This is a genomic window from Flavobacterium flabelliforme (assembly GCF_017948675.1).
Lineage (GTDB): Bacteria > Bacteroidota > Bacteroidia > Flavobacteriales > Flavobacteriaceae > Flavobacterium > Flavobacterium pygoscelis.
The window spans coordinates 1-17292 of sequence record NZ_JAGFBU010000008.1 but is presented as its reverse complement, the minus strand read 5'-3'; the positions used below and the strand labels follow the sequence as shown (position 1 = coordinate 17292).

Below are 17292 nucleotides of genomic sequence, written 5' to 3'. Positions count from 1 at the left end.
TAAGATTTTAATTTAATTTTAAAATCTCAATGTTATTGCGATATAAGGTAATTAAGCCACGCTGTTCCATTTTTTTGAGTAATCGAGAAATTACTTCTCTAGAAGTATTTAATTCGGATGCAATTTCTTGATGTGATAGTTTTAATTCTTTGCACCCACAAACTTCTGCATGACGTTTTAAGTAAAACTCTAATCGCTCATCCATGGCTCTAAAAGCAATATTGTCTACCACTTCTAATACTTCTTCAAAACGACTGCGATAAGTATCTATTACAAATTCATACCAGCTTCTATGTTGCATCATCCATTTGTCCATTAAGGGCAATGGTACCATGATGAGTTCAACATCTTCAACCACTTTGGCCATGATTTGGCTCTTTTCATTTTTCGTGGCACAGATCATAGAAATGGCGCAGGCTTGACCAGGTTGCAAATGATACATAAAAAATTCGCTTCCGCTTTCATCCTCTCGGTACACTTTAATTTTACCGCTTATTACTAATACTGTGTTTTTTATATATTGTCCAGTTCGTATAATAATTGTATCGGTTGGAAAGGATTGTATTACTGCACTATCTTCAATTTCTTGAATCAATTCAGTCGAAAAAGAAGGAAATATTTTTTTTGTAGGAACAAGCATTTTAATCTTTTTTCTGTAGTTTGTTTTGTAAAAGTAGTTTAAATAAGTTAGATAAGAATGCTAATTTTAAGACAAATAAGAGATTTTACAGGTCTTTAAAAAAAATAGGTTTTCAAATTTCCTATAGGTTTTATAGGCTATTTTCATAAAAATTACTCGGTAATTTGTACTTTATTGATCGTTACTGTTTTTCGAAAACGATTTCTTAAAAATATCTTTCAATTAACATTTAGCCATTCCTTTTTTGTTAAAATCTTTGTATTTTTACAAAAAAAGAGACTTATGAATTTATCACAAGAAAATTGGGTTTCACAATTTGAAGCTGACGAAAATGCAATTATACTCGATGTAAGAACGAAAGACGAGTGTGATGATGGAATTATACCTAACGCAATAAATATTGACATTCATACGGGTCAAGATTTCATAAATGCTATAGAGAAATTAGATAAAAATAAGAACTATTATGTTTATTGCCGTTCCGGTATGCGTAGTGCCAAGGCTTGTGAAATTATGAATCAGCTGGGTTTCGAAAATGCTTATAATCTAACTGGAGGCATTATAGAATGGGAAGGTGAAGTAGTACAACCCTAAAAGCGAAAGAGGCAGTAGCCTCTTTTTTTATTTAAATTATTAACAATATAACCTTTAGACATGACTTTAATACCAGAAGAATATCAAATTAAAACACTATTAAATCAAGACACCTATTTAGTTGATGGTGAGTTAAAAAATTGGGAAGGTCAAACTACTCCTGTTTTTTCGACTATATCATCAACTGATGATTATGCTCCAACCATATTAGGATCCATACCTAATATGGGTGAAAAAGAAGGTCTTGAAGCAGTTGCTGCAGCTAGTGCAGCTTACAATAACGGTCAGGGTTTATGGCCTACTATGAAAGTAGCAGACCGTATTAAATGCATGTCTAACTTTGTTGCGCAAATGAAAATTACTCGCAATGAAGTGGTCAAGTATCTAATGTGGGAAATTGGGAAGTCATTAGGTGATTCACAAAAAGAATTTGACCGTACGGTAGAATATATTTATGATACTATCGAAGATTACAAATTATTAGACAGTAACAGTTCTCGTTTCACTAAGAGTCAAGGTGTAAATGCATTGGTACGTCGTGGTCCTCTTGGTGTTGTATTGTGTTTAGGCCCTTATAATTATCCATTGAACGAAACTTTTTCATTGCTTATTCCGGCTTTGATCATGGGAAATACAGTCATATTCAAACCTGCCAAACATGGTGTTTTATTAATTTCACCTTTATTAGAAGCTTTTAGAAGTAGTTTTCCTAAAGGAACAATCAATATTGTTTATGGGCGCGGTCGCGAAGTTGCTTCTCCGATTATGAAATCAGGGAAAGTTGATATATTGGCTTTAATAGGAAATAGTAAATCAGCTATTGCTTTACAAGATCAACATCCAAATAAAAACAGGTTGCGTTTGATCTTAGGTTTAGAAGCAAAAAATCCTGCTATTATTTTACCCGACGCCGATTTAGATTTAGCTATTCAGGAATGTATAACAGGAAGTTTGTCATTCAATGGTCAGCGTTGTACAGCATTGAAAATTTTATATGTTCATGAAACAATAGCTGATGAATTCAACAGGCGTTTTGCTGCAAAAGTAGATGCATTAGTTTTTGGAAATCCCTGGGATTCATCAGTAATATTAACCCCATTACCTGAAAAAGACAAGCCCACTTATCTTCAAGGATTAATTGATGATGCAGTACATAAAGGAGCTAAAATAATCAATGATAATGGAGGAAAACATACTGATAACTATATTTTTCCAGCCGTTTTATTTCCTGTAAATAAAGAAATGCGTGTGTATCATGAAGAACAATTTGGTCCAGTGGTTCCAATTATGACTTTCAAGGACATTCAGGAACCATTGAATGATATGGCGGAATCAAATTATGGCCAACAAGTGAGTTTGTTTGGAAAAGATATTAAAACTATTGCACCGCTAATAGATACATTAGTCAACTTAGTATGCAGAGTCAACTTAAATAGTTCTTGTCAAAGAGGCCCAGATGTTTATCCATTTACAGGTCGTAAAGACTCTGCTGTTGGGACTTTGAGCATTCATGATGCTTTGCGATCTTTTTCTATAAGAACTTTTGTAGCATCAAAAGACAATGATTATAATAACGGAATTTTACAAGCTTTACTAGATAGTAAGGATTCAAATTTTATTAATACTGATTATACCTTGTAAAATCATCAAAAAATTTAAAAACCGACTTTTATGAGTCGGTTTTTTTAATTTTTAGCTTATATTCTAAAATAATATGTAATTTAGATTATTAAATATTATTACTCTTCAATCCGTAGTTTTAAAATCGCAACGCAATCAAAAATAAAATTATAAATATAAAGGAGAATATTCATCAAAGACTGCGAAGAGAACCTATTCTCTCGCACCGTCATTTAAAATTTATTCCGAATGTAATTCTGAATTTAATTAGTTGTTTTGTTGCATTTTTAGTGATAGGAATTTTAATATATCTTTTATTACGTTATTTGATATTGACCTATTATCATCTAAACTGATCCATTTCTTACTAAATAATCTTTTTCAAAATCACTATTTATTCTAGAAGATAATTATCTAATTTTTTTCGGAAAGAATCACTGTTCCAATCAGCAGCACCTATTTTTGCCACCACTACATTTCCTTCCTTATCAATAAGATAGGTAGCCGGTATTGTTTGTGATTGCATTTCTAATGGAGGATTTGAAGCAGATTGGTATATAGGCAAACTTAATTCTTCCTTGATCAAAAACTGATTTGCCTTTTGGAAGGAATCAGTGGTGACAAACAGAAAAACGGCTTTATTTTCATAATCATCATATAGTTTTTGCATACTAGGCATTTCAGCAATACATGGAGGACACCAAGTAGCCCAAAAATTGATGAAAATAACTTTTCCTTTATGTTGTTGTAATGAAATAATTTCTCCTTTAGCATCAACTAGCTTCCACTGGTATGATGAGAGTTCTTTTTGATCTTGAACCGCAATAGTTTTGGGCGAAAAAACAATAAGTCTATTGAGTTGAATTTTCACAAAAGTGCCTAAAGGTGTGAATAGAAATAAAACAATAAATAAGATAAAGGCAACGTTTTGCAGTATTTTTTTTGAAGGTGTTTTCAATTTTATTTATTTTTTTTTGTTTATATGAATTAATTCGTTTCACAGTTTTGAAATAATAGGAGTCAAAAAGTTGCAAATATTGATAATTCTAAAAAATAGGATACTATAAACTAAATATTTATCGCAATTTACCCTTTTGCATTTTACATAAATATTCCATTAATTTTTTAGAAATATTAATAATTTAAAAAAACAGAATCAACTCTAATTATTTTATAAATATAGAATGTAAATTTTACACTAAATGTGACTTTGGTTACAATCTTTATTTAAAATTTGAGTAGTCTATAATTACAATAAAAAAAGCAGTACAAACTAGATTTTGTACTGCTTTTTGATTTGATTGAATGAATTGAAACCAAGAAAAAATATATTGCTTAACTGTTTTAAATTACATCCATTTGGATAAAAAATCTATTAATTCTTCTCTAAGTTCTTTGAATAGTTTTTCAAAAATGGCAATACTTTCTCTATGTTTTTTATGATCTTGTAGTTTTTCATCTTCAAGATTAACATGTTTTTTGCTAAGAGCAATGTTGAGAAAAGCTTCATGACTATTTATATCATGTTTTATAATATCAATTTCTTCTCTTTGTATTGTAATTTCATTGTAAAAATGATCAACTAAGGAACGTACTTCTACTGATGTGTTTTTTTCGGCTATTTCAGTAATTCTTTTTTCCATTATAACAAGCTCATCTTTATAAAAAAGAAGCTTATTTAACCATGTTTTATGTTCTTCATGAAGGTTGTCTATTGTTTTTTTATTTTCCATAGTGCTATTTTTTTATAAAAGTTGATTGCCTAATGATAGCATCTTTTTATATCGTAAAGAATTTATAAAAAGGAATCATTGAATAACAAAAATATTTGCACTACCAATTTAAGAATATTTTCAATAGTATTAAAATTATAATCTCCTTATTTTGAGTAAATTATAAATAAAAAAAACTTCTTTCAAAAAAAGCGAGAACTTTAAAGGTTTACTTTTGAAATACTTTTATTAAAATAATGAGGATAAAAAATTAAGATTAGTTTGATTTTTTGTAGCTCCATACTGCCAATGCATTCATCACAAAGGCATAGCTACTGATGATTATGAATTGTGGTAGAATATCCAAAAAACCGGAACCTTTTAGCATTACCATACGCATTACTTCAACAAAATAACGTATTGGATTTATTAGTGTACTATTTTGTGCCCATTTGGGCATACTTTCTATAGGTGTAAATAAACCACTCATTAAGATAAAAATTACCATGATAAACCAAGCGATAAACATAGCTTGTTGTTGCGTATCAGAATGATTAGAAATAAACAGTCCGATTCCTAAAATTAAAAGTAAGTATACAGAAGTAAATAGATAAATTAAAGCCATATTACCTAACATAGGTACATCAAAAATTACTTTCGAAATTATTAAACCCACCGTCAAAATAACCAATCCTAAAATCCAAAACGGAAAGAGTTTTCCAATAATAAATTGGTATTTCTTAATTGGTGTAACATTTATTTGCTCTAATGTTCCCAATTCTTTTTCTTTAACGATATTCATAGATGATAAAAAGAGTGTTAGCATTGTTACCAATAATACTAAGATACCAGGTACCATAAAAATTTTGTAATTAAGATTTTTGTTATACCAAAAAGATGGGATTACCAAAATGTTTTGAGCAATCTCTTTATTTTCAGTAAAGTATTTTGATTGGGCTAAGATATTTTTATTGTAGGTGTTTAAAATCTGATTTATATATACATTTTCAATACCTGCCGTAGCTGCATCGATAGCATTTATAGTGACTGCAATACTTATTTTATCCTCTTTTTGTAGGTCTCGATCAAAATGATTTGGTATATTTATTATTACATCTGTATTTCCTTTTTGCATTTCTTCAACAGCTAGTTTTTCTGAGAAAAAGGAAGATCTGACATTGAAATAGTTGGAAGATTTAAAGGATTGCTCTAATTCTCTAGAAGCTTTACTTTGATCATTATCAACAAAAATTATATCAATATTTTTAACGTCAAATGTAGCTGCATTGGATAAAATTAACAATTGTATAATGGGCAAAATAAATATAAGTTTAAGCATGTTCTTATCTCTAAAAATCTGCTTAAATTCCTTTTGTATGATGAATCCTATTGTTTTCATTTATATGATTTATTTTTCAATTTTACTCTAGTCTAATTTTATATTTTTTTATACTTAGAGTTATAAAAAAGACAGTCATTCCAATTAATATTAGGGTTTCTTTCCAGATATATTGAATGCTTACTCCTTTAAGCATAATCGCTTTTATTATTATTATAAACCATTTGGCAGGAATGATATTGCTAATAAGTTGCATAGGAATTGGCATACTTTTTATAGGAAATATAAATCCAGATAGTAGAATAACGGGCAACATCAATCCCATCAAGGAAAGCATCATGGCTGTTTGTTGTGAATCAGAAATAGTCGAAATTAAAATTCCTAATGACAATGCTGAGATGATAAAAAGAATACTTTCAAATAACAGCAGAAAAAGACTGCCGTTTATTGGCATTCCGAAAACAAAAAAACCTAAGATCAAAATTATAATGGCATTAATGATAGAGAGAAATATATAAGGAAAAACTTTTCCAATAATTACTTGAAAAGGTTTTATGGGCGAAACTAAGAGAATTTCCATAGTACCTAATTCTTTTTCGCGAGTAATAGAAATTGAAGTCATCATTGCAGAAACCAGCATCAAAATTATGGTCATAACACCTGGAACAAAATTAAAAACACTTTTGAGTTCAGGATTATAAAACATTCTTGACTGTACTTGTACTTTTATTTGGTTATTGTATTGTTTTTTTTGTAATTGATAATTTTGAATCAAAGCTGTTGTGTAATTGGCGATGGTGCTGGCTACATTGGGTTCAGTAGCATCGGTAACGGTTTGTAAAGTAGCTACTTTCTTGGTGACTAAATTTTTACTAAAGTTCGGTTCAAAGATAAGTACAGCTTTAATTTTCCCTTTTTTAAACTCTGCTTCTATATCTTTTTCATTATGAATTTGATTCTCTATTTTAAAATAGGGAGAGGATTTTATTTTATTAATAATTTTTTGTGTCTCTACATCATTTGAATGGTCTAATATGGCTATATCAACATTGTTTATTTCATTTGTAATAGCAAAACCAAAGAGTAATATTTGAGCAATCGGCATACCGAAAAGGATAAACAAAGAACGTTTGTCCCGAAAAATGTGATAAAATTCTTTTCTTATAAAACCAATAAATCTTTTCATATTATATTTTTAAACAGGAAGGCTAAAAGTCTTTCTTTAGCCATGAATGCAATCACTTTCATAAATTCAGATTCTTGAATTGTAGTTTTTAATAACGGTAAATTCAGTGATTTTAGATCTTTTTATTTATTCAATCTTTTTATGCTAGAGCCTTATTCCACATTTCTTGCTAATTTTAAAAATACCTCATTCATAGAATCAACTTTAAAATGCTTTTTTAGGTTTTTTGGAGTATCTAATGCTTCAATTTTACCATCAACCATTATCGAAACTCGATCACAATATTCTGCTTCATCCATATAATGAGTTGTAACAAAAATCGTAGTTCCTTTATAAGCTTGGCTGTATATCATTTCCCAAAATTGCCGTCTAGTTATAGGATCTACCCCTCCTGTTGGCTCATCGAGAAAGACGATTTTTGGTTCGTGTAATAAAGCTACAGAAAAAGAAAGTTTCTGTTTCCAGCCCAAAGGCAAGGAACCTACTAAACTGTTTATGATGGTTTCCAGTTGTAATTCTTTAACAAGCGATTCGGTTTTTGATTTTATTTCAGTTCTTGATAAACCATAAATTCCACCAAAAAACTGAATGTTTTCTTTAATGGTTAAATCGTCGTAAAGAGAGAATTTTTGACTCATATATCCGATATTTTTCTTCACCATTTCTGCTTTTTCTTTTACATCAAAACCTGCAACAGTTGCTTTGCCCGATGTAGGATTAGAAATTCCGATTAGCATTTTCATCGCCGTAGTTTTTCCAGCTCCGTTGGCTCCCAAAAAACCAAATATTTCACCTTTGTAAACATCAAAAGAAATGTTTTTAACAGCAGTGAAATCTCCAAATTTTTTTGTCAAATTTTGTACAGCAATTATTTTCTCTTTTTCCATTTTTTGGTTTAACCATTAAATTATAAATCCATAAAAACATCTTCAATAGTAACAATAGCTGTTTTTATTTCTATTTCAGTATGATTTTTATCCTTTAAATATTGAAGTAATTCCTCTAAATTAAACTTCATTTGCTTGTCGATATAATGAATGTATTCTCCAAAAGTATACACACTATATTGGCTTGGATAATTTTTTAAATCATGAATTAGTTTATGCCTGTTTTTTGTGGAAACATCATAAATTACTTTGTCATAATTTTTAGTGATGTTTTCTGGAGAATCAATTTTTAAAAGCAAACCATTCTGAATCAATGCAATTCGATCACATAAAGAAGCTTCATCCATATAAGGTGTTGAAACTAAAATAGTAATTCCTTTTTGTTGCAATCTTTTTAGCATTTCCCAAAATTCCTTTCTAGAAATGGGATCAACACCGGTAGTAGGTTCATCTAAAAAAAGGACTTTAGGCGCATGGATTAAAGCACAACACAAGGCTAATTTTTGTTTCATTCCGCCCGATAAAGCACCCGCTCTACGTTTTTTAAACGGTTCTATTTGAATATAAATTTCTTTTATGAGATCGTAATTTTCTTCGATAGAAGTTCCAAATAGGGTTGCAAAAAAGGTAAGGTTTTCTTCGACAGTTAAATCTTGATACAAAGAGAATTTACCAGGCATATAGCCCACGGAACTCCTTATAGATTTATAGTCTTTTATCACATCAAACCCCAATACAGAAGCATTTCCCTCATTTGCTTTTAATAGTGTGGTTAGAATTCGGAAGAGCGTTGTTTTTCCTGCACCATCTGGACCAATTAATCCAAATATTTCCCCTTTCTTAACTTCAAAAGAAACGTTTTCTACTGCTTTTTTAGTTTTGTAGGACTTTGATATGTTTTGGACTATGATGCTCATTATTTTACCAATAGAAAGTTGCTGTTTTCATAAGCGTCAACCCAATGTTTTATATTTGGCTCTATTTTTACATAATCACCTGGTTTTAAACTAATTTTTCTACCACTTTCATCTCCATAACTGCCACTTCCGGTAACACAAATTAGCAGAGCAGGGACTTTTGTAATGTGTTCTGATAGTTGTTTGTCTTTATTAATTTGTAAAGACATCACTTTATTCTCAGAGGGAGTAAATAAAAGTGCTGTTTGAACATCTTTTTGTTCGGTATGTAAATCTTTTAAATTCATCGTTTTTAATGGTACTACGGGAACCGATTTACAGCTGACCAAAACAAAAAGTGTGAGGATTATAATTGAATTTTTCATTTTTTTTTATTTAAATATTTAGGCTTTATTTTATCCACATTTCTGCCGGCATTCCAATTTTTAAACTGCCGTCATTTTTTACTTTTACTTTTACAGCATAAACTAGATTCACTCTTTCTTCTTTAGTTTGTATAATTTTTGGAGTAAATTCTGCTTGTGAAGCAATCCAGGAAATAGTTCCTTCATAAGATTTCATTTCGTTCAAACCATCAATTTTCACGAAAACTTCTTGTCCTATTTTGATTTGAGGTAATTGTTTTTCGCTTACAAATACACGTAAAGTCATTTCCGAAATATTCGCAATTTTATATAAAGGTTTTCCAAAAGCAGTTATTTCTCCAGCTTCTGCATACTTTGTTAAAACGGTTCCCTGTATTGGATTTATAATTTTGCATTTTTGAAGTTGATCATCTATTTTTTGAATTTGTACATCAATAGATTTTAAATCGCTAATGATAGGAGCATTTTGTGTACCAACACTTTTTATTTGCTCTTCAATTACCTTTACTTTTCCATCAATTTCATCTACTTGGCGCTTTGTTGCTGCATTTTCAGAAAACATATTATGTATTCTATTTTTCTCTATTTCTGTGGTTTTCAATTGTGCTATTAAAACATTTTTTTGAGAAAGCACATTCATTGATTTTGAGGAAACTGTAGTTTTAGAAGCAATCAATTGTTGTTTTGATAAATACAATTGTAAGGTATCAACTAAACCAACTTGTTTTTGAAATTCTATTAAATCTCCTTCTTCAAGATTTAAAAATTCAATTTTTCCATTTGCTTCAGAGGAAACAGTAATTTCTGTGGCTTCAAAATTCCCATAACCATCTGCTTTTTCATTATTTGTATTACAGGAAATTACTCCGGTAATAATTAAAATTAAAACGATTATTTTCTTCATTTTACTTTCTGTTTTTAGAGAATTTTTTATTTTCCATTGGTTATTTCGTAGCTTGATTTGGCTGCAGCCAATTGTACTTCGTGAGTTTTTAAACTATTTTTTGCTTCGTACAGATTGCTGAATTCATTTAGATATTCTGATGTGGTAATTACACCATTTTTCATTTGAGCATTGGCAGACGTAACAATTTTTTCACGAACATGAATTATATTGTTATCCAGTTCTAATAATTGTTTTGTTTTTCCTATTTCACTTTCTATCTCCCTCAATTGCATTTTATTATTCAATTCAAATGTTTCCTTTTCAGTTTCAATTATTTCTTTAGCGATATCTAAAGTTTTTAAATCTGTTTTATTTTTCCCCCAATCCAAAATAGTCCAATTTGCTTTTAAACCAGCAATATAAAAAGGTTGAAAAGAATTATCTAGCATATTAAGTCCTGGATTTCCATAACCTGCTTGCGCGAAAGCATTTATCTTAGGCAAGACTGATGTAGCTAAGGTTTTTTTGGAAAATTCTAATTGTTGTTTTTGTAAATTATAAAAAACGATTTCGGGTCTATTATTTCTATTGTTTTCTAAATTAGAATTAGGAACCAGAAGTATTGTTTGTGTATCTATTTTGGTGAAAGTTAGATCAGAAAGATTTTGTGTCATTTTTATTTTTTCAAAATCAATCTCTGTCAATTGTTGTTTTATTTTTAATAGTTCCGCTTCTAATATTAATTCTGAAGCAGGAAGTATAGCACCATATTTGACTCCCGATTTAACTTCTTGAACTTTAGATTGCAGCAGTTCCTTTTTAGATTTTAATAATTCACTTTTTTCTTGAAGTAATAAAATAGAGAAGTAATATTGATGGATGCGAGTTTTTAACTGATATAAACTCACTTCAATTTGTTGCTGTTGTGTTTTGGTTTGAGCTTGTTTTAACTCACTATTAGCTTCAATCATTCCGCCGTTATAAAGTAGCTGATTTATATCTAATGTCGCTCGATATTGATCTTTGTTTATAGGATTTACACCGGGCATTTTACTGGGAAATCCTATAACATCAGATTGGTACGTTGCTTGCGCATTGAGATCTATTTTGGGTAATTTTCCTTTAGTAATTGCATCAATTTCATAATTTGATTTTTGTTGCAATAATTCCTTTTGTTTTGCTAAAGGATAATTTTTTGTTGCTAAAGCATAACAATCCTCTAATGTCAATGTTTCTTGTGCATTTGAAATTATTGAAATCACGAATAGCAATATTAGTAGTATCCTTTTTTTCATGATTTATATTTTTATTGCATTAATAATAAAATTAGCTACATCAATTTTGCGATTTTGAATGATCTCATTGTATTTTTTTTTATCTACATTAATCAAAGCGGTTAGTAACGGTTCAGCAATAAATGGAAATACATTCAGTGACATGATATTAATAAATAATTGTTCCGCTTGAATTGGTATTATTATTTTTTTTTCGATTGCGTCGCTAACTTGTAATTTAAAAGTAGTTATTGAAGGAAAATTTTCTTGTAATCTTAATTTTTGAATGAATTCTGGATTTTTATTTAATTCTTGTATTACAAAATTGGGTAAGTAAGGATGTTTAATTACAAATGAGATATAGCTGTCTGTAAATTTTCTTATTTTATCAAATAAATCACTATCATCATTCAATACTTTATTTAATTGAGGAGCTAATAATGCAAAGGCACTTTTGAAAACAGCTTCAAAAAGCAATTGTTTGCTTCTGTAATAATAGTGCAATAAGGCTTTATTTATTTTTGCCTTATCTGCAATTTCTTGCATTCTTGCACCATCCATTCCTTTTTGCTGAAAAATCTCTTTGGCAGCATTTAATATTTCTATTTCCGTATTATCTGATTTCTCCTTAGCCATTATTCTTAATTATATGGTTTAACCATTCGGTTAACAAATATATAAAAAAATTGACTTAAAATGGAACTAAGTTTTTTTATTAATTACTTATTGTTATCAGTTAACAATTCTGTAAAAAACATTATTGCTTTGTTTTAAATTTTTGCAGTTTATTAATAGCCTCCAGAAATTCTATAAATTTATAAAGAATAGTAAATCCTATTTTTTAGAATGAATACTTATTATATTTACTTACTGTTTTTTAAAGCAAATAGTAAATCCGCTAAATTTACAACACCATAAGTAGACGAATAATCGGAAACTGCATAAGGTAAAATAAGACTATTGTTATGTATTATTGATCCACAAGAATAAACCACATTGGGCACATATCCTTCGCGTTCGTCCTCTAATGGTGATAATAAAGGTTCCTTAAGACGACCAATTTCTTTTGACGGATCCTCTAAATCAAACAAAGAAGCTCCAATACAATATCTTCTCATAGCGCCAACACCATGAGTAATGACCAACCATCCTTCGGTGGTCCAAAGTGGTGAACCACAATTTCCTATTTGTGTAAATTCCCAGGTATATTTAGGCTCTTGTATAATTACAGGATTGTTCCATTGAGTAGGTCTATCAGAAAACATTAAATAATTATTAACTCCGTCAATTCTAGAAAGCATCGCATATTTTCCTTTTATCTTTCTAGGAAACAAGGCTAAATTTTTATTTTGGGCTCCGGTCCCGTATAAAGGCATCACTCTAAAGGAATAAAAATCTTCAGTCGAAATTAGTTTTGGCAATATTACATGGCCATTATAAGCGGTATAAGTGGCCATAATACGTTCTGAATTATCATCATCTATGAATCGTACAAATCGAGCATCTTCAATTCCACGACTTTCGGATTCTGATATGGGAAAAATAACGCGTTCTGTAATATCAGAGTCATGTTTGAATTGTATATCGTAAAAAGAATCAGATAACCAAACTATCTCTTCGAGAGCAGTTTTTCTACTATGGCTTATTGATGGATCGTTTAAAGCGTCATTGAGTAAGTTTTGTAATATAGCATATTCAAATTCCTGAGGTAATTCCTGCATGATAGAATGTGAATACTTATCACTTATATTCATTTCTCGCAGTTTCATTAAGAAACGTTGTTTGTTATACAATGTTTTATGTTCTATTTCTGCTTTATCAATATGATTACCAATTTTCATTACTCTTAGTTCATTATTTTTATCGAGAATTCCTCTTCTAAAAACAATAGATGAAATATGACCTTCTCCGGTAGCTCGAAACGATATAATTACTCTTTTTTCTCCTTCTTCAAGATCGGATTGATCCAAATCTTCAATGATTGATGGATTAAAGAAAGCAGCAGATTCTAACGAGTATTCCATTGTACAATAGGACCCAATAAGCATTTTTCTTTCTTGTGTTAAAGTACTATAATCAATTTGCATAGCTTCTATAATACTTCTTATCTTTTCACAGTGAGAAAAAAATATTTTAGAAATATTTCGGTGTCTTCTCGCAAACTCTCGCAAGGTATGTTCTAAAGTATCAATAACTTGTTTTTCTGTGAGTAACATAATACGAGCTACCATATTTTGTGTACGCTCATCACCATTCATAAAATACCTTGCTACAACTCGTTTCGCATCAGGAGCGAAAATTATATCTTTTCGTATTACTGGAATTCGCATAAAATTATTTTTAGTGTATAATTTACTTTATTAAAATAAACAAGCTTTGCTAAATTAAAACAGCTCGTTTTTTAAAAGGAAAGAAGAAGAACCTATTGGCTGAATTAAATAATTTACTCTAACTTATTAATCGCTTTTATTAAATCCGTTAAAAGAAATAATTATTATAAAGATGATTTTTTTGCAGTCAAGCTAAAGTTTTAAACAAAAAGGTCTTATTTCAAATTTACAAAAAAAAATATAGGATTTATACTTTACATTCAATTTTACAAATTTTAAAATTTCACATTTCTAAAATTTAAATAGTATAAAATACACTAATAATTATGTAACAATCAAATTAGTAGTAATTTATAAATTTACAAAACAGATTTTTTTGTTATCTTTAGTATTCCTTTTTATACTAAACTTAAAATGAGTAAATAAGAATTTGTTGTTTTTGACAAAGAAAAGCTCATTAAAAATCAAAATAGTTTTTAAAAATTGTATTTGAATTTGACAAAATCAAAATCTTTTATAAAGACATTAATAAACTCTAAATTAATTAATATTTCATAAGCTTAAATAGAAATTAAGCATTATGTACAACATTATTTTTAAAGTTAACTAATTCAAGATTTATATAAATACTACTAATATAAAAATTAAGATTTTAATTCTTTATAGTATTTTCAAAATGAAGCATTAATAAAATATAAAAACATAAAGATGAAAACTTTATCTACAAAATCAAAAATTGTTTTTCTTTCGACATATCCTCCAACTCATTGTGGTATTGCAACTTTTACAGAAGATACCGTTCATGCCATTGATAAAATTTACGGCAAGAGTATTAGTTGTGAAATTTGCGAAATAACATTCAAAGGAGATGCTAATATAAACTCGGCTTATCATCTGCCCTCTCAAAATAAAGAAGCTTACAAAAAAGTGGCAGCAGAAATTAATAATGATCCAGATGTAAAATTGGTTCATATTCAGCATGAATTCGGATTATTCGGAGGTCAATATGGAGATTATCTTTTAGATTTTCTAGATGAAATTAATAAACCAATTGCATTCACATTCCATAGTGTTATTCCAAACCCTAACGAAACTTTGAAGTCAATTGTCCAATTGCTAATCAGCTACTCCGAAGCTATTTTTGTGATGACAAACAAATCCAAACAGATCTTAATGGAAGATTATGGTTTAGCTGAAACTAGTATTGCTTTTGTACCACACGGAACGCACTTAGTAGATTATGAAACTACTCTTGAAGCTAAGAAAAAATTTGATTTTGAAGACAGAATTATTCTATCCACTTTTGGGCTTTTAGGAGAAGGAAAAAGTATAGAAACGGGACTAAAAGCGCTTCCTGAAATAGTTAAACAATTTCCAAATGTTCTTTATTTAATTTTAGGGAGAACACATCCTAATACAATTGAAAATAATATAGATAAATATCGAAATTCGCTAGAGCAAATTGTAAAAGAACTGCATTTAGAAAATAATGTTCGATTTGTAAATGAATATTTAGAAGTAAATCAACTTTTAGATTATCTCAAAGCTACTGATGTCTATTTATTTACATCTAAAGATCCTAATCAAGCAGTTAGTGGTACATTTTCATATGCTATGAGTTGCTCTTGCCCTATTGTAGCAAGTAAAATTCCGCATACCATGGAGAGTTTAACCAGTGATGTCGGTATTTTAGTTGATATACAAAATGTAGAACAATTTGCAGCCGCTACTATCAAATTATTGGCAAATGAAAATTTAAGAAATCAAATGGCTCTGAATGCTTATGCAAAAACTACCAAGACTTCTTGGGAAAATACAGCATTAAAACATATCGAAGTATACCAAAGGATTTCAAAAGGGTTAAACCAAATTAAAATATCTTATCCTAAAATTAAAATGGATCATTTGAAGAAAATGACAACAGATATTGGAATGATACAGTTTTGTAAAATTTCAGATCCAGATTTAGATTCTGGATATACAGTAGATGATAATGCAAGGGCGTTAATTGCTATTTGCAAACACTATCAACTTACAGCAGAAAAAGACGATATAGCATACATGAAAATCTATATAAATTTCATACAAAAATGCCAAATGTCAAATGGGAATTTCATTAATTATGTAGATAAAAACAATAAAATTGAGGCTAGAAATAGTGATGAAAATTTAGAAGATGCAAATGGTAGAGCTATATGGGCTCTTGGTTATTTTCTTACTCTGGCACCATCAAAAGATCTTGAATTTCTAACTGAGAAAGCTACTGAATGCTTGAAAAAAGTAAAAGACAATTCAGAAAAATATAATTCTCCTAGAGCTATTGCTTTCGCCATTAAAGGGTTTTATTATTGGTATAGTGTTTTTCCTTCGTTACCATTAAAAAATACAATTGAAATTTTGGCTCAAAAGATACAAGCGATGTATAGCTCTGTTAGTTCACCAGATTGGAATTGGTTTGAACATAAGTTAACCTATGCGAATAGTATTCTTCCTGAAGCGCTATTATTGTCATATTTGATCACAGCAGAAGAAAAAACTAAAGAAATTGCAATAGAATCTATGAATTTTTTAATTGATAAAATGTTCCTAGATGGTCAATTCAAAATCATTAGTAATGATGGATGGCATGAGAAAGGAGTTGTTCCTAATAGCTATGGCGAACAACCTATAGAAGCATGTTATATGATGCATGCATTGAATTTGTTTTATAAAACTATTGGCAATACAGAATACAAAGTATATATGAAGATAGCTTTTGATTGGTTTTTAGGAAAGAATCACTTAGGTCATATAATGTATAATCCTATTACTGGCGGATGTTATGATGGTTTAGAAGAGAATAATGTAAATTTAAATCAAGGAGCTGAATCAACCGTTTGCTATCTATCCGCACGATTATTAATAGAAAGTTATACTTCTAAAGGAAGGAATTCTGGATTATCAAATACCTTAAAAATGGATAAATATAAATATCCTTTGGATAAATTTCAAGAAAAATTGAATGCTAAAAATAGAGATATTAATAATAAAACAAAAAATAAAATACAATTTTAATAGCAGTGAGAAGTAATTAAACCAATAATTGAACTTTAGAGTTTCCACCACTTTTTAAGTTGACCGCAAAATCTTACAAGTAAATTTTAATAAATTAAAAATAAAAAAAAACTTCAATTAGCAAAGCCAATTGAAGTTTTAGTACTCAGAGCGGGACTTGAACCCGCACGAACATTGCTGTTCACTGGATTTTAAGTCCAGCGTGTCTACCAATTTCACCATCCGAGCAATTAGTAGTGGTACCTCCAGGGATCGAACCAGGGACACATGGATTTTCAGTCCATTGCTCTACCATCTGAGCTAAGGTACCTTAATTTATAAAATTATAATAAGGAATAAAAAACCCTGATTATTTACAATCAGGGTTTTTAAAGAAAGGCGACGACATACTCTCCCACATAACTGCAGTACCATCTGCGCAGGCGGGCTTAACTACTCTGTTCGGGATGGGAAGAGGTGAGCCCCGCCGCAATAACCACCTTAAGGTC

15 protein-coding genes, 2 tRNA genes and 1 rRNA gene are annotated in these 17292 nt (G+C 29.6%); 3 read left to right on the top strand and 15 right to left on the bottom strand.

From position 1 onward, the window contains the following. Positions 1-7: 7 nt before the first annotated feature. Positions 8-640 (bottom strand): Crp/Fnr family transcriptional regulator, encoded by a 633-nt coding sequence (locus J3S90_RS14820; RefSeq protein WP_188051577.1) that lies wholly within the window; start codon positions 638-640, stop codon positions 8-10. Between the two features lie 282 nt (positions 641-922). Between J3S90_RS14820 and J3S90_RS14815 the strand changes: the two genes are divergently transcribed. After that, on the top strand, positions 923-1234 hold the full coding sequence (locus tag J3S90_RS14815) for a rhodanese-like domain-containing protein (RefSeq protein ID WP_188051576.1): 312 nt from the start codon (positions 923-925) through the stop codon (positions 1232-1234). Positions 1235-1294: 60 nt separating this feature from the next. Further along, on the top strand, positions 1295-2875 hold the full coding sequence (locus tag J3S90_RS14810; RefSeq protein ID WP_210646835.1) for an NADP-dependent glyceraldehyde-3-phosphate dehydrogenase: 1581 nt from the start codon (positions 1295-1297) through the stop codon (positions 2873-2875). A 373-nt stretch (positions 2876-3248) separates the two neighbouring features. Here J3S90_RS14810 and J3S90_RS14805 read toward each other — a convergent pair whose 3' ends face one another. From J3S90_RS14805 to J3S90_RS14755, 11 genes are all read right to left on the bottom strand, one after another. Further along, positions 3249-3812 carry a TlpA family protein disulfide reductase gene (locus J3S90_RS14805; protein WP_236023979.1) on the bottom strand — a complete coding sequence of 188 codons (564 nt, stop codon included), beginning with the start codon at positions 3810-3812 and terminating at the stop codon, positions 3249-3251. A gap of 391 nt (positions 3813-4203) precedes the next feature. Next, complete coding sequence (locus J3S90_RS14800) at positions 4204-4587, bottom strand: hypothetical protein (protein WP_210646834.1); 384 nt, start codon at positions 4585-4587, stop codon at positions 4204-4206. 256 nt (positions 4588-4843) lie between these two features. Beyond that, positions 4844-5965, bottom strand: coding sequence for an ABC transporter permease (locus J3S90_RS14795; RefSeq protein ID WP_210646833.1), 1122 nt, complete (start codon positions 5963-5965; stop codon positions 4844-4846). Positions 5966-5987: 22 nt separating this feature from the next. Further along, positions 5988-7091: an ABC transporter permease gene (locus J3S90_RS14790; RefSeq protein WP_210646832.1), complete on the bottom strand. Its 1104-nt coding sequence runs from the start codon at positions 7089-7091 to the stop codon at positions 5988-5990. Positions 7092-7243: 152 nt separating this feature from the next. Further along, positions 7244-7978 carry an ABC transporter ATP-binding protein gene (locus tag J3S90_RS14785; protein WP_210646831.1) on the bottom strand — a complete coding sequence of 245 codons (735 nt, stop codon included), beginning with the start codon at positions 7976-7978 and terminating at the stop codon, positions 7244-7246. A 20-nt stretch (positions 7979-7998) separates the two neighbouring features. After that, complete coding sequence (locus J3S90_RS14780) at positions 7999-8895, bottom strand: ABC transporter ATP-binding protein (RefSeq protein ID WP_210646830.1); 897 nt, start codon at positions 8893-8895, stop codon at positions 7999-8001. Then, entirely contained in the window at positions 8895-9260 is a 366-nt protein-coding gene (locus J3S90_RS14775) for a cupin domain-containing protein (RefSeq protein WP_236023978.1), read from the bottom strand. The genes J3S90_RS14780 and J3S90_RS14775 overlap by 1 nt, the downstream gene beginning before the upstream one ends. A 25-nt stretch (positions 9261-9285) precedes the next feature. Continuing rightward, positions 9286-10164: an HlyD family secretion protein gene (locus J3S90_RS14770; protein ID WP_210646829.1), complete on the bottom strand. Its 879-nt coding sequence runs from the start codon at positions 10162-10164 to the stop codon at positions 9286-9288. Between the two features lie 26 nt (positions 10165-10190). Beyond that, a complete protein-coding gene (locus J3S90_RS14765; protein WP_210646828.1) occupies positions 10191-11441 on the bottom strand; it encodes a TolC family protein in 1251 nt (416 codons plus the stop codon). A gap of 3 nt (positions 11442-11444) precedes the next feature. Continuing rightward, entirely contained in the window at positions 11445-12056 is a 612-nt protein-coding gene (locus J3S90_RS14760; RefSeq protein ID WP_210646827.1) for a TetR/AcrR family transcriptional regulator, read from the bottom strand. A 227-nt stretch (positions 12057-12283) separates the two neighbouring features. After that, on the bottom strand, positions 12284-13750 hold the full coding sequence (locus J3S90_RS14755; protein WP_210646826.1) for a glycoside hydrolase family 130 protein: 1467 nt from the start codon (positions 13748-13750) through the stop codon (positions 12284-12286). Between the two features lie 708 nt (positions 13751-14458). On the opposite strand from J3S90_RS14755, the gene J3S90_RS14750 reads away from it, so the two are divergent. After that, entirely contained in the window at positions 14459-16804 is a 2346-nt protein-coding gene (locus tag J3S90_RS14750) for a glycosyltransferase (protein WP_210646825.1), read from the top strand. 142 nt (positions 16805-16946) lie between these two features. Here J3S90_RS14750 and J3S90_RS14745 read toward each other — a convergent pair. The 3 genes from J3S90_RS14745 to rrf form a co-directional block, all read right to left on the bottom strand. Next, positions 16947-17032: transfer RNA gene (locus J3S90_RS14745), tRNA-Leu, on the bottom strand. 9 nt (positions 17033-17041) lie between these two features. Further along, positions 17042-17114, bottom strand: a tRNA-Phe gene (locus tag J3S90_RS14740). Between the two features lie 63 nt (positions 17115-17177). After that, positions 17178-17287: ribosomal RNA gene (gene rrf / locus J3S90_RS14735) — 5S ribosomal RNA — on the bottom strand. Positions 17288-17292: the final 5 nt, after the last annotated feature.